Source organism: Halorubrum saccharovorum DSM 1137 (assembly GCF_000337915.1).
Taxonomy (GTDB): domain Archaea; phylum Halobacteriota; class Halobacteria; order Halobacteriales; family Haloferacaceae; genus Halorubrum; species Halorubrum saccharovorum.
The window spans coordinates 52,776-66,923 of the sequence record NZ_AOJE01000066.1; the positions used below are offsets into that span (position 1 = coordinate 52,776).

At 64.9% G+C, this 14,148-nt stretch carries 9 protein-coding genes; 2 read left to right on the top strand and 7 right to left on the bottom strand.

Translation table 11 applies throughout. The annotated features are described in order from the left end of the window. Nucleotides 1-15: 15 nt before the first annotated feature. The 5 genes from C471_RS13555 to C471_RS13570 form a co-directional block, all read right to left on the bottom strand. Nucleotides 16-597 (bottom strand): SRPBCC family protein, encoded by a 582-nt coding sequence (locus C471_RS13555; RefSeq protein ID WP_004049978.1) that lies wholly within the window; start codon nucleotides 595-597, stop codon nucleotides 16-18. Nucleotides 598-692: 95 nt separating this feature from the next. Further along, nucleotides 693-5,390 (bottom strand): glutamate synthase large subunit, encoded by a 4,698-nt coding sequence (gene gltB / locus C471_RS13560; protein WP_004049979.1) that lies wholly within the window; start codon nucleotides 5,388-5,390, stop codon nucleotides 693-695. A gap of 339 nt (nucleotides 5,391-5,729) precedes the next feature. Then, entirely contained in the window at nucleotides 5,730-5,897 is a 168-nt protein-coding gene (locus tag C471_RS17760) for an HEWD family protein (RefSeq protein ID WP_004049981.1), read from the bottom strand. Nucleotides 5,898-5,967: 70 nt separating this feature from the next. Next, a complete protein-coding gene (locus C471_RS18130) occupies nucleotides 5,968-9,114 on the bottom strand; it encodes a hypothetical protein (RefSeq protein WP_239638664.1) in 3,147 nt (1,048 codons plus the stop codon). A gap of 267 nt (nucleotides 9,115-9,381) precedes the next feature. Continuing rightward, nucleotides 9,382-10,056 (bottom strand): DUF6517 family protein, encoded by a 675-nt coding sequence (locus C471_RS13570; RefSeq protein ID WP_004049985.1) that lies wholly within the window; start codon nucleotides 10,054-10,056, stop codon nucleotides 9,382-9,384. Nucleotides 10,057-10,278: 222 nt separating this feature from the next. On the opposite strand from C471_RS13570, the gene C471_RS13575 reads away from it, so the two are divergent. Further along, on the top strand, nucleotides 10,279-11,019 hold the full coding sequence (locus C471_RS13575; RefSeq protein WP_004049987.1) for a hypothetical protein: 741 nt from the start codon (nucleotides 10,279-10,281) through the stop codon (nucleotides 11,017-11,019). A gap of 42 nt (nucleotides 11,020-11,061) precedes the next feature. Here the strand turns inward: C471_RS13575 and C471_RS13580 are convergent, their stop codons facing one another. Next, complete coding sequence (locus C471_RS13580; protein WP_004049989.1) at nucleotides 11,062-11,610, bottom strand: DUF7097 family protein; 549 nt, start codon at nucleotides 11,608-11,610, stop codon at nucleotides 11,062-11,064. A gap of 12 nt (nucleotides 11,611-11,622) precedes the next feature. Beyond that, nucleotides 11,623-12,969 carry an alkaline phosphatase family protein gene (locus C471_RS13585; protein ID WP_004049991.1) on the bottom strand — a complete coding sequence of 449 codons (1,347 nt, stop codon included), beginning with the start codon at nucleotides 12,967-12,969 and terminating at the stop codon, nucleotides 11,623-11,625. A 120-nt stretch (nucleotides 12,970-13,089) separates the two neighbouring features. Between C471_RS13585 and C471_RS13590 the strand changes: the two genes are divergently transcribed. Next, nucleotides 13,090-14,064 (top strand): PhzF family phenazine biosynthesis protein, encoded by a 975-nt coding sequence (locus C471_RS13590; protein WP_004049993.1) that lies wholly within the window; start codon nucleotides 13,090-13,092, stop codon nucleotides 14,062-14,064. The last annotated feature ends 84 nt before the right edge of the window (nucleotides 14,065-14,148 follow it).

The following is a 14,148-nucleotide window of genomic DNA, read 5'->3' on the forward strand; positions in this document are numbered from 1 at the left end:
GACTCCCACACGCGCTCAGATCCGGGCGGAATCGACGTACACGTCGAGGTCCACGTCGCGCGTCGAGTCCTCTAAGTCGCGCACGGCGCGCTCGACGACGCGCTCGGCCTCGCCTCTGATCAGGGGGATCGCCTTCTTCAACACCCAGTCGAACGAGACGAGCGTCGGGAGATCGAGCGCGTCCGAGCTGGCCGATCCCGGGTCGAACTCGACTTCGAGCGCGACCTCGCACGGGTTCGGGTCGTCGGTCGGGTCGGCGGCGTCCGTGCCGTCGTCGCTGTCGTCGGCAGTCGAGTCGGAATCACCCGCCGTCGCCGGCGTCACCCGCCAACACCCGCTGGCGTCGATATCCTTCGTGACCTCCCAGTCGATCCGCCCGGGCGGATCGACGCCCGTCACGCGCGAGTGGGCCGTGTAGGTGATCTTCCACCACGCGAACGTCAGCGCGTAGCGGGTGCCCGGCCCCCCCTCGCCCTCCAGCGTCCGCACCTCTCGGAGGTACTCCGAGTAGTCGGCGTACCGCGGGAAGTCGAGCAGGAACGCGTACACGTCCTCGGGGTCGGCGTACACCTCCGTGCTCACGACGAGTTCGTCCACGCAGGGAGGTTCGGGCGACGCTTATTAAACGGTCCGGCGGACAGACCATCGTCGGCGGACCGAGGCGATCAGCGAGCCGACAGCGACCGAGCGCTTCAGTCGTCGCTCGACGCCTGCTCTGTCGCGTCGGACGCGGATCCGGGAGCGGCAGCGGCGGGCTCCGGCGGCTCCTCGCGCACGTCGGCCCCCTTCCCCTCGGCGATGACCTCCGCGTAGGCGTCGGGGAAGACCCGTACGAAGTCGTCGAGCGCGGTCGTCCAGTCGTCGAGCAGCTCGGCCGCGCGGTCGCTGTCGGTGTAGGCGTGGTGGTTCTCGACGAGCCGGCGGAGCATGCGCTCGTCGGACTCTTCGAGGGTCTCCGAGACCGACACCATCCCGCGGTTCACGCGGTCGTCGAGCCGGTCGTCCGGGTCGTACACGTAGGCGACACCGCCGGACATCCCGGCCGCGAAGTTCCGGCCGGTGTCGCCGAGCACGGCGACGACGCCGCCGGTCATGTACTCGCAGCCGTGGTCGCCGACGCCCTCGACGACCGCCTTCACGCCGGAGTTGCGGACGCCGAACCGCTCGCCGGCGACGCCGTTGACGTAGACCTCGCCCGACGTCGCGCCGTACAGCCCGACGTTGCCGGCGACGACGTTCTCGGCGGGATCGTAGCCGGCCTCTTCGGGCGTGTTGATCACGATCCGACCGCCGGAGAGCCCCTTGCCGACGTAGTCGTTGGCGGCGCCGGACAGCTCCATGGTGATCCCGGACGCGAGGAACGCGCCGAAGCTCTGGCCCGCGTAGCCGTCGAACCGGCAGGTGACGGTGTCGTCCGGGAGCCCCTCGCCGCCGTGCTCGGAGACGACGCGGTTCGAGAGGGTCGCGCCGACCGCGCGGTCGACGTTCTCCACGTCGCGGGTGAGCGCGACGGGCGCGCCGTCCTCGATGGCCGGGCTCGCCTCCTCGATGAGGTCCCAGTCGAGGAGCTCGTCGATGCCGGAGTGTTCTTGCTCGCGGGTCTTCGTCCGGGCCTCGCCCGCGGGCTCGGCGATGACCGCCGACAGGTCGAGGTGTTGCGCCTTCTCGTGGTCAGTCTCGCGCTGGGAGAGGAGATCGGGACGGCCGATGAACTCCTCGACCTCGGTGTAGCCGAGCTCGGCCATGATCTCGCGGAGCTCCTGCGCGATGAACGTCATGTAGTTGATGACGTGGTCCGGCTGGCCGGGGAAGCGCTGGCGGAGGTCCTCGCGCTGGGTGGCGACGCCGACCGGACAGGTGTTCTCGTGGCACTGCCGGGCCATCACGCAGCCGGCGGTGACGAGCGAGGCGGTACCGAACACGTACTCCTCGGCGCCGAGCGCGGCGGCGACGGCCACGTCGCGGCCGGTCTTCATCCCCCCGTCGGCCGTCACGCGGATGCGGTCCCGCAGGCCGGTCGCGCGGAGCATCTGGTTCGCCTCGGCGAGCCCGAGCTCCCACGGGAGCCCCGCGTTCTTGATCGACGTCTTCGGCGACGCGCCGGTCCCGCCGTCGTGGCCGGAGACGTGGACCACGTCGGCGTTCGCCTTCGCGACGCCGGCCGCGATGGTGCCGATGCCGGCCTCGGACACCAGCTTCACGTTGACGTCGGCGTCCGGACTGGCGGCCTTCAGGTCGAAGATCAGCTGCTTGAGGTCCTCGATCGAGTAGATATCGTGTTGCGGCGGCGGCGAGATGAGCCCGACGCCCGGAGTCGAACACCGGACGTGCGCGATCATCTCGTTGACCTTCTTGCCGGGGAGGTGGCCGCCCTCGCCGGGCTTCGACCCCTGCGCCATCTTGATCTGCAGCTCGTCGGCGCTCGCGAGGTACTCGGAGGTGACGCCGAACCGCCCGGAGGCGACCTGCTTAACCGAACACTCCTTCTCGGTGCCGAACCGCTCCGGGGGCTCGCCGCCCTCGCCCGTGTTCGACTTCGCGCCGAGCCGGTTCATCGCGATCGCGTTGTTCTCGTGGGCCTCCGGCGAGATGCTCCCGAGGCTCATGGCGGCGGTCGAGAAGCGCTCGACGATCGACTCGACCGGTTCGACCTCATCGATCGGAACCGGGTCGCGGTCGGACTCGAACGAGAGGAGCCCCCGGAGCGTCTGAAGCTCCTCGGACTGGTCGTTGACGAGCTCCGCGAACTCCTGATACTGCTCGTAGTCGCCGCCGCGGACCGCCTGCTGGAGCGTGCCGACCGTCTGGGGGTTCCAGCCGTGCTTCACGCCCGACGACCGGTGTTCGTACTCGCCGATCGTCTCCAGTTCGGGGTCCGCGCCGAACGCCACCGCGTGGCGGGTCCGGAGGTCGTCTTCGATCTCCGCGATACCGATCCCCTCGGTGCGGATCTCGGTGCCCTCGAAGTACTCGGCGACGAAGTCGGAGTCGAGCCCGACGGCCTCGAAGATCTGCGCGCCCTGGTATGACTCCATCGTCGAGATGCCCATCTTCGCCATCGTCTTGAGGAGGCCGTCCTCCAGCGCGTGCCGGTAGGCGGCCAGCGCCTCCTCCTCGTCGGCGCCGTCGGGGCCGGCGACCACGTCGGCGATGGAGGCGTACGCGAGGTACGGGTCGATCGCGTCGGCGCCGTACCCGACGAGCGTCGCGACGTGGTGGACCTCGTGCGGCTCGCCGGACTCGACGACGAGCCCCGCGCGGTTGCGCAGCCCGTTGCGGACGAGGTGGTGGTGGACCGCGCCGGTCGCGAGCAGACTCGGCACCGCGAGCCGGTCCGGGCCGACCGCCCGGTCGGAGAGGACCACGGCGTCGGCGCCGTCCCGGATGGCGGTCGCGGCGTCCTCGCGGATCCGGTTCACGGCGTCGACCAGCGACCCGTCGCGGTCGTACGTCACGTCGACGGTCACGGAGGTGAACGGCGGCGTGCCAGGCTCGTCGTCCCCGGCGTCCGGCGTGCGTTCGCCCGGCCCGGGGAGGTCGCGCAGCGCGGCCGTCTCCGCGTCGGTGAGGATCGGGGCGTCGGAGACGATCTGCTCGGCGTGGTCGGGCGTCTCGTCAAGCAGGTTCCGCTGGTTCCCGATCCGGGTCTCCAGCGAGGTGACGAGCTCCTCGCGGATGTAGTCGATCGGCGGGTTCGACACCTGCGCGAACAGCTGCTTGAAGTAGGTGAACAGCGGCCGGTCGACGTCCGCGAGCACCGAGAGAGGGGTGTCGTCTCCCATCGAACCGACCGGGTCCTTCCCGTCTTTCGCCATCGGCTCGACGAGGTGGTTCAGCGAGTCGGTCGTGTAGCCGAACGCGGCCTGGTGGGCGCGCACGGTCGGCTCCGTGTCGCCGTCACCCGAGGCCGCGTCGGCGTCGTCGCCCGAACCGATTCCAGCGGCGACCCCCTCCTCCCCCACGATCTCGTCGAGGTCGACCTGTCGCTCGGACACCCACTCGCCGTACTTCTCGTCGGTGAGGTCCTCGAACACCTCGTCGTCGGGGACGATCCGGCCCTGCTCGGGGTCGGCGACGAAGATCTCCCCGGGTTGGAGTCGGCCGCGACGGGTCACCTCTTCCGGCTCGGTCGGGAGCGCGCCGACCTCGCTACCGACGACCAGTCGGTTGTCGTCGGTCACCTCGTACCGGCAGGGCCGGAGCCCGTTACGGTCGAGGACGCCCGCGACGCGGTCGCCGTCGAAGCCGATGACGAGGGCGGGGCCGTCCCACGGCTCGACGAGCGAGGCGTGGTAGTCGTAGAAGTCCGCCCGGGCCTGATCCATCAGCTCGTCGTCGCGGAACGCTTCCGGGATCAGCATCCGGAGGGTGTGCGGGAGGTCGCGACCGGCCTGTAAGAGGAGCTCGACCGCGTTGTCGACGCTCGCGGTGTCCGACTGGTTCGGGTCGTCGATCACCGGCTTGATCGTGTCGAGCTCCGCGCCGAACGCCGGGTGGTCCAGGTCGTTCTCGCGGGCGCGCATCCAGTTGACGTTCCCGCGGATCGTGTTGAACTCCCCGTTGTGGACGATGTTGCGGTAGGGGTGCGCGAGATGCCACGCGCCCAGCGTGTTCGTCGAGAACCGCGCGTGAACTAAGGCGACGTGGCTCGCGAAGCGGTCGTCGGTCAGGTCCGAGTAGTAGCCGGCGAGCTGCGACCCCTTCAGCAGGCCCTTGTACACGACGCGCTGGCGGTCGAGCGAGCAGACGTAGAACCGGCCGGCGCCGTCGACCTCCGACACCGCGTTCTCGATCTCGCGCCGCGCGGCGTACAGCGCGCGGTCGAAGCCGAGGACCTCCGGGTCGGCGTCGTCGGGGTCCGTCTCTTCGCTGGTGAACCGCTCGGCGAGGCCGGCGCCCTCGACCGGCGCGGCGAACAGCTGAGCCACCTCCGGCTCCGAGTCGAGCGCGGTCTCCCCGAGGTCCGCGTTGTCCGTCGGAACCGAGCGCCACTCCAGGACCTCCAGTCCGTACACGGAGAACACCTCCGCGATGACGTCGTGGATTTCGGCCTGCACGCTCGGTTCGGTCGGCATGAACACGGAGCCGACCGCGTACTCCTCGGGCAGGTCGGCGTCGACGACCTCGCGGAAGAACTCGTCGGGGCGCGCGACCATGATGCCGGCGCCGTCGCCGGTGTCCTCCTCAGCGCCCGTCGTCCCGCGGTGTTCGAGGTTTTCGAGCAGTTCGATGGCGTCGGTGACCGTCTCGTGGGCCGGATCGCCGTCGAGGTCGACGATCCCGCCGATCCCGCAGTTCGAACGCTCGTCCGTTACCGTTGCAAGCCCCCCACTGTGGCCCGAGAGATCCCGCTCCGATACCCCCCGGGTGTTACTACGTGGCTCGGTCATGGCACACACTCTAGATCCATCACTTAAAGGTATGACCCTGATAGGAGTAGGATCCATAGTACACACATTAGGGAATATAAGGTAATTATTCATCAGGGGGGTGTACCAACACCGATATCATTGTTCGATCAAAAGTATACGGAAGTGAGTAAATAAATAGATTTCTAGAGAAGATATTCGAGACGTAAGTTGATCAATACAGCACGTTACTTAGCGAACGTCAAATCGGGTGTTTAGGAGCATGCGAGGTGGGGTCACCCGTGGGTAAGAGGAGTTTCCGAAGCGGCGGGAGCGATAGGCGAGGATAGCAGAGCGCGCTCCCGCTCATCGAAGCCGCTGTCACTTACTCAGCGGGGTGAACGTCCCGTTGATGTCCCACTCGTGGATACAGTAGACGTCGCCGGGCTCTCCGTCGATCTGCCACCCGTCGGCGTCGTCGTCCCACCGCTCCTCGCGGCCGCACAGCTCGCACTCGCGCTCCCGTGGCGGGGTGATGGTGACACTCATACGCTCACGAAAGGCGCGGTCCAGCAAAAGGATACCGCCGTAGTGTCGCGATCCCGCGATCGAACGCAGCTCAGCGGACCCAGCGCCCCCGGGTCGCGGCCAGAAGCGTCACCGTGAGCGCCGCTAGCGACTGCAGCGGCCCGAATCCGGGGATATCTTCGGCGGTCGTCCGGATTGGCGCGTTCTCGTAGGTCGGCGTCGCCCGCTCCGAGCCCGCGGCGCCAAGTTCGGAGCTGCCGGTCTCGCCGCTCGCCCCCTCCGGACCGCCCCCGCTGTTCTCGGTGTCAGCCGTCCCGGTGTCAGCCGTCCCGGTGTCGACCTCCCCACTGTCGTCCGACCCGGTGCCGCCCCCGGGCGTTTCGGAGGATTCAGACGGCTCGATCCCTCCGACCGCTGCCGGAACCGACACGGCGATCGGCCTGTTCAAATGCGGAGTCCGCCGCTCGGCGTTCGGGGGAGTCCCGAACCCGGCCCCGCGGGCGGGGCCGATCCGATCACCGTTCCCGCCGCCTCCCGGCGCGCTCCCCCCGTTCGTCTCCTCCGGGCGATCGCCGCCGCTGGGATCGCCCGGAGTGGTGCCGTCCGCTCCGCCGCCGCCGCCGCCGCCACCGCTGCCGCCACCGCTGACGCCGCCGTCGTTTTCGGTCCCGCCCCCGCTCCCGGCAACGGGACCTCCGGAGGCGCTCCGCTCCCGGGCGTCTTCCGTCGACCCGTCTCGATCTGCGCCGGCGAACGTCACCGTCGAGGTAACGCGGTGGCCGTCCGGCGGGTCCGACGCGACCTCGCGGAGGCGGTCGTCGGTGACGCGGAACTCGGCCGTGAACTCCTCGCCGGGCTCCGGCTCTCCGTCGATCGGGAACGCGTCGGCCCCGTCGGCGACCACGTAGAGTCCGGTTCCGTCGACGTGGACGGTCGAGTCGCGCGGCGTCTCGCCGAGCGCATCGTCCCCTGTCAGTCCGTCCTCGCCCCCGGTCGATCGGACGCCGAATTCGAGCCCGTCGAAGCTATCGAGGCCGTCACCCGTCTCGGGCGTAGCGTTCCGCGCTGCTGGTAGCCCGGTCAACCCGGACGCGTTCACCGCGTAGACCACCGTGTCGTTCCCGTCGACTCCGTCCGACCGCGAGAGCGTCCCGCTCTCGATGGTGTCCCGCACCGCCGCGGCACTCCCGAGATCGGACCGTTTCGTCTCCGTTCCCGCGTAGGTAGTGAGCTCGTTCGTCGAGCGTCGCGTGAGCGTCATCGTCGCGTTGTCGCTCGTCGTGGCGATACCCTGTTCCGAACGGACCGCGATCTCGTAGGCGCCCGGTGAGAGCGTTCCGGTCCCTCCCGGCGTAGTGACTGACTCGATCGACGATCCTGGCCCCGCGACAGTGACACTCTCGTTCAGGGACCCATTCGCCGCCGCGTACGTGTTGAGCTCGACCGTCGTCTGACCTTTCTCCGGCGTTGCGAGCCTGATAGTTGCGGCTGTGGTGTTTGTATCTTTTCTTGTAATTACTATCTTTGTTTTTGGCGAATTATGCTGTATATTGAGCGGTATAATTCCAATATTTGTTAGTTGTTCGCTTATATTGTGGATGTTTGTATACTGATCTTTGCTACCAATTATTCTAAAAGAGTCCTCAGATACAGACCCACTTCGGTTAAATGTATACCACCCAGTCTGTAGTCCTCTTGTGCTAAATTCTGTATAGCTAGTGTTTGTTATTGAATCACCAACTGCAGATATGATATTCTGGTTCCCGTCGATACGAAACAACTTTTTACTATTATTTTCTAATAATGTATTATTGACAATTATCGTATGACCTGAATAGATATTGGCCGAAGTATTGTTACGAATATATTGGTGATCAACATGAACTATCTCATCTCTGCTTTTTGCATCAACTTCAATTTTGATCCGAGCTGTATCTGAGATCCCACCATTCACAAACTGGTCATTTACGTCTGAATTTGGAAGAATATATGTCGAATCTGAACCATTCGCACTTTCTGCGGTATAACGCTCGTATATTTGTAGGGTTGCTGCTAGCTGATTACTAGTGAATAATCCAGTATTCGTACTATTTGGGCTTCTAAGATCTATACTTATATTCTCATTCGTCCCTGTTAATTTCTCAGAATGTCCATATGTAGAATTAGAAACAATACGTCCATCAGAAGTCATAGGGTGTATTGACACGAGATACGGTGTATTATCTCCATTCAAATCCAGTAATTCTGACTTCTTAATAGTTAAATTTGATTCTACTGAATTATTATATTTCTGATCGGAGAATTCAATAATACCTGAGTATATGTGTACCCTATCTGTTGCAATTGCAGACTCAAGTGTTGATTCTGAAATATAATCTCCAGATTTGTACTCAGATATGTTTATATCGCTTTTAGGTATGACGTGGATTCTCTTTTTTCCACCGATCAGGTCTAGTCTAACAGATATATTTTGTCTACCATATACAGATGTAGCCGATTGCGTCCCGAACCCAGCAAGTCTAGTCCCATTGTACCCTTGAGTGATGAGGATGGCAGAGTCAACATCTGAGACAAAGTTTCTTATAGTAATTCCGGCTGATGTTGGCGAATCATCTAATATCTTGCTTGAAATAGTAGCTTGGTCTGGCGCTCTAACTGAATTAGTCACAATATTAAATGGCTCAGACTTTTTTATTTGATCATCTTTCTTCAGATCTGGATAATCTCTCCCAGATTTATTGACAGAGGCTCCCAATTTATATTGCACATTAGTTGTTGAACTGATATCAGATGTACCTATACCTGTAAAATCGATCTCATTAAGATGTACATATTCTGTCTTATTATTCAATTTAACTTGCACTTTGAATATAGTATGGCCTTGGTGATTTAGCTTACCTATATTCGACACACTGGCACCAGAGATATTATGAATACCAATCTTGCTAGAGTTTGTTTTTATATTTTCTTCTTCTAATTCACTCATACTAATAAATACATTTATATTTGATCTATTATTGTACTTCTTTGGATGCTTGATTGAAACATTCTTTAATGTTGTTTTATTTTTATTAGAAAATATGTCCTCTCCTTCTCCCGATGTGGTTATTGTTGGAATTTCTGTTTCGTTTGTATTTGATTCTGCAACACCAACTCCAACTCCAACAACGGAGAAAACACCGAACGAGAGAGCAAGGGCACAGATCACCGCACACTGAATCGTTATTCTCCGGGCCATTGTTGTGTTCCCGCCTGCTAGAGCAGCGGCTATCGGGCTCTGAGACTGCAGATCGCAACGGCACGAGCCCACACCGCGGTCTCGCAACGCGAGGTGATCGCATTCGGTTCGATCACTTATAAATGAATTACGGAGTGCAAAGCTTCTGTCCGCGGAAACGTCCCCGTCGAAGGCGGCGCAGTCACGGGATTTCGATCGGCGCTCTCAGGCTGGAGCACGGACTGCTCGTGGCAACAACTTGGTTCGAAACTGGGCGCGAACGGGAGGCTAGTGTTCGACCTGCTCCATCAGGGAGAGCAGCGAGTCGGAGGCGTCGACGGCGGTGGGATGGACGCCGACGAGCGCGATCACGTCCTCTTCGTGTTGCACCGTCCCGACGTACAGGAACACCGGAACTTCTTCGACTTGTCCGCTCTGTCCGTTGCCAGCGCTGACCTCCGCGTCGACAGTCGTTTCGAGCTTCGAAATCTCCACCTCTTTGCCGAGGATGGTACGAGTCTCCGTTCCTCGCTCCTCGATGTCGCTCGTCTCGATGCTGGTTCCGTCGCCGCCGATACCGCGCTGATCGACCTGCTCTAGCAGCCGTTGGATCAACTCCGCGTCGTTCGCACGGACAAGGGGATTGACCGACTGTCCGCCCACCGACGCGTTCGGCGTGCTCGCCACGAACAGCGCCGATCTGTTGTCGGGGTTCTCGTACCCGGTGGCCCACGTCGTCGCGGACACCTGCGCGTTCACGCCGGCCACGTCGAACTTCTGCTTGAGGACGAACGACTCCGGCTCCTCGCCCTCGTAGCCCGCTTCTGACGCGGCCGAGGACGGGACGCTGGCCGGTTCCGCGTCGAATTCGTAGCTGCCGTTCTCTCCGCCGGCGCCGGTACACCCGGCGATCGCGACGGATGACGATGCGGCAATCGCCGCAAGCAGTCCGCGTCTGTGCATACTGGGCAGTACGCCCGCTGTGACGGTTAAGCGTATCGCCGCGGATAGATCGCTCTGATAATTTCGCGCCTTCGGAGTCGTTCTCCCGGTCTGAAGCGGTTCTGGAACCCGCTCGATCGCGAGGGCGTCGGCGGGGTGGTCCCGGCGGAGTCGAAGGCACAAAGTTCACGGTGTGTCGCGCGCGAGGTGAGCCAAATGGAACGCCGAGGACAAACCGGACTGGTGGAAGCGCTCCTCCTTGACGTCGTCCGCCTCCACGAGACGTGGATGGAGGTCGTCTTCCCCAGACAGCTCGATCCGAGCGCGGTGCTGGGCAAGTGGCAACCGGAGACCACCGTTCAGACGGTCGGGTACTACCTCTGGGCGATTCTCGGAGCACCGCTCGTTGCAGTGGCGTACCCCCTCCTGCTGGTCGGATTCGCCACCCGGTATTACGCGGCGAAGCTCGACTCCGCGGTTACGCGATTCGGCGTTCTCGGCGCGGTGATCGTCGCCACGGTCGTCTGGGGCTCGTTGACCCTCCTCGCACACTTCCAGCTACCGACCGAGGTAATGCTCGGTATCGGCGGCGCAAGCGTCGTCGCCGTCGTCGCAGCCGGACTCGCGGCCGGGTTCTCGAAGGTCGGCGGCCGGTTCGTCAGCGTCGCCCTCGCGTACCCGTTCGCGATGACGGCGATCTTCCTGCCGCCGGTCGTCGCCGCGCTGCTCACCCCTTCGATCTCGAGCGTGGTCCTCGACCCGAGCTACGAGCTCGCGCGGTGGATCCTCGACACGTTCCTCGCTGTCGGCGGGATCAACGAGATGCTCCGTGGGGCCTTCGATCTGGAGACGTTCGGCCAACAGTGGGGCGTCACCGGCCTCGGATACGTGCTGATGTGGGTCGGTATCTCCGTCCCCCTCGGCTGGTTCCTCGGGCTGCTCGTCGCGCTGGCGAACCTGATCCGGCCGAAGCCGGACAACTGAGTCGAGGCGCCGACTGGCGTTTCCCTGCCCGCGTCCGGTCTGCTACTCCTCCCGGTCGAACCGCTCGCTCGCGGTCTCGAACGCGGATTCCGACCGCTCCTTGCTGCGTCGACTCTCCCGCGCCGCGATCGCCTCGGGATCGGGGCTGGCGTCGTCGTCGATCCGGGCGAACGACTTGTGGACCTTCGTGTGACACCACCGACACAGCGCGACGGTGATCTCGTGGGGGCCGGCATCGTCGGAACCGGGGGAATCGGATGCGGAAGAAGCGGCCTCCCCGTACGACAGGTGGTGTTTCTCCACCAGCGGTCGGGAGTCGTCGTGGGCCAGACGAACCTCCGCGAGCCCGCACCGACGGCACTCCCTCCCGTCCGTCGTCGACCGGTAGTGCGGACAGGCGCGCCACGCGTCGTCTGCGCCGACGTGACAGGCGTACCCGTCCCGGCGTCGCTCGGCGGCGAACGCGGAGTCGTCGCTCGCCCGCGTCAGCGCGAACCGGCACCGACCGTCGTCGGTGAGGTGGTCGCAGACGCCGGCGACCGCGTACGGGTCGTCGACGCCGACCGGGGTCCCGTCCGGCGTGCGTTCCACGTCGACGCCACCTCAGATGAGGCTCGCGCCGTCGAGGTCGGTGCGGCCGTGGTCGACGTCGAGCAGGCGCAAGAGGGTCGGGGCGACGTCGAGTAGGTCCGCGTCCTCGACCTTCGCGTCCGGGTGATCGACGAACAGGGCGGCGTCCTCGAAGGTGTGCATCCCGGTCCGAGGGCCGTCCGGGTCGAACACCGCGTCGTGGGACCGGAACCCGGACTTGAGGTCGAACCCCTCGTGGGGGATCACCACGAGGTCGGGAGCGATGGCGTCGTGATCGCCGCGGAACACCGTCTCGCGCTCGACGACCCGCTTCGCGACCGGGTTCCCGTTCGGTCCCTCCCACGCTTCGAGCTCGGCTCGGAGCTCCTCGCGGGCCGCCTCGTACTCCGACTCGGGGACGGCCCCGTCGGGCTCGCGGCCCTCGACGTTGAGGTAGAAGCGACCGGGAACCAGCGAGTACGCGCGGGCGTCGCCGGCGATATCGGACAGTGAGCCGTGGTCGTCGCGGTCGTACGAGAGCCATCCCTCGCGCTCGAGCCACTCGTTGCAGTACACGTCGTACCGGAGCCGGGTGAACCCGTGTGTGGAGCCGACGACGAGCCGCACGTCGTTCGGAAGCGCCGTCCGGATTGCCCCGATGTGGTCGTCGAGCGCCGCGTAGAACTCCAGTACGTCCTCGCGGTACGGGCCGCCGTTCTCGTAGTCGCCCCACAGGAAGTGGTTGATACGGTCCGGGGTGGAGAACACCCCGACGAACAGGTCCCAGTCGTCCATCTCGACGTAGCGGGTGAACGCCTCCGCGCGAGCGTCGAGCGTCTCGCGGGCCTGTTCGATGAACGCCGTCTTGTCCTCTCGGTGACCGAGCTTCGCGTTGACAGACAGCCTGTAGTCGCTCTCGGTGAGGTACTCCCGGAGCTCGTCCGGGTGCGACGCCTTGTCGACGTCGGGCGAGAGATAGCCGGAGACCATGCGCTGGACCGTCCGTTGGGGCGGGAACGTGACGGGAACGTTCATCACGGTCGCGTCGAGACCGGCGTCGGTCGCCCGGTCCCACACCCGCGTCGCCTGCACGTCGCGCCCCATCGGGACGTAGGTGTCGTACGATCCGACCTCGCGGTCTTGGAAGCCGTACACTCCGGTCTCTCCGGGGTTCACGCCGCTCGTGAGCACCGGCCAGCACGCGCTCGATTCCGGCGGCACGGCGCTGTCGATCGGTCCCCCGTCGCCCTCGTCGGCGATCGCCGACAGCGTCGGAAACGTATCCGGGTTGTCGGCGACGAGGCGGTGAGGGAGCCCGTCGATCCCGATGAACGCCACGCGGGGCGTGTCGTTCCCTCGCAGCCGGTCGAAGAGGCCCATAGGGGTACATCCGCCGTGGAGGGCAAAAGGGTTCACATCGCTTCCCGGTCGTTTCCCCTCCGGCCGTCGACTGCTCGGCGCTCTCGGGAGCCTTTTGAGGGCTGGCCGTCACGGTGGCGCATGGAGACGCGACGCACGCTTCTCGTCGACGCGTTCGCGGACGAGCCGCTGGCCGGGAACGTCGCCGGCGTCGTGCCGGACGCCGCGGGGCTGAGCGACGACCAGATGGGACGGATCGCCGCGGAGATCGGCGCCTCCGAGACCGCGTTCCTGTTCGGCCCCGGCGAGGGCGACGGCCCGGACGACGGGAACGGCGCGAACGCCCCCGATGGCGGCGCCGACGAACGGCTCCGGTACTTCACTCCCTCGACCGAGGTCGACCTGTGCGGCCACGCCACGATCGCGACCTACGGCGCCCTGTTCGCCGAGGGGGCGATCGACGCCGGCGACCGGACGCTCCGGACGAACGTCGGCGACCTCGAGATCGCGGTCGACGACGACGGGACCGTCTGGATGCGGCAGAACCCGCCTACCGTCGACGTGATTGACCCCGACAGCGAGGGGTCCGACCTCGACGCCGACCGCCTCGGCGACGCGCTCGGGATCGACCCGGCCGCCCTGCGCGACGTGGGCGCCGACCTCCCGGTCGCGGTCGCCTCCACGGGGCTCCCGTGGCTCGTCGTCCCGGTGAACTTTCTCGAACGACTCGGCGAGGCCGAGCCCGACATGGCGGCGATCGAGGCCCTCTCGGAGGCGCACGACGCCGCCGGCGTGTACGCGTTCACGTTCGACGCGATCGACGCCGACTCGACGCTTCACGGCAGAGCGTTCGCGCCCGCGATCGGCGTGCCCGAGGACCCCGTCACCGGGATGGCGAGCGGCGCGGTCGGGGCCTACCTCCGCGAGGTCGGCGCGTTCGACGGCGACTTCCCCGACGAACTGCGCTTCGAGCAGGGGCACTTCCTCGACCGGCCCGGGCGCGTTCGGGTCCGCGTCGACGGCGATGCGGTGCGCGTCGGCGGGCGGGCGGTCGTCTCGATGGAGGGCGAGCTGCGTGCGCCGGCGGAGGACGACGACGAGATCATCGAGGCGTAGCGCCTCGGCGGGACGGGGCCGACGCGGCTCACCTCCCGGAGACGGCGCTTCCGCGGGCCGAACCCTTAGGGGCCCGCGAGCCGT

Bases quoted from the DNA above. Each gene is read 5' to 3' on its own strand.
- gltB (WP_004049979.1), bottom strand. From the start codon at position 5,390: ATGACCGAGCCACGTAGTAACACCCGGGGGGTATCGGAGCGGGATCTC.
- C471_RS17760 (WP_004049981.1), bottom strand. From the start codon at position 5,897: ATGAGTGTCACCATCACCCCGCCACGGGAGCGCGAGTGCGAGCTGTGC.
- C471_RS18130 (WP_239638664.1), bottom strand. From the start codon at position 9,114: ATGGCCCGGAGAATAACGATTCAGTGTGCGGTGATCTGTGCCCTTGCT.
- C471_RS13570 (WP_004049985.1), bottom strand. From the start codon at position 10,056: ATGCACAGACGCGGACTGCTTGCGGCGATTGCCGCATCGTCATCCGTC.
- C471_RS13585 (WP_004049991.1), bottom strand. From the start codon at position 12,969: ATGGGCCTCTTCGACCGGCTGCGAGGGAACGACACGCCCCGCGTGGCG.
- C471_RS13590 (WP_004049993.1), top strand. From the start codon at position 13,090: ATGGAGACGCGACGCACGCTTCTCGTCGACGCGTTCGCGGACGAGCCG.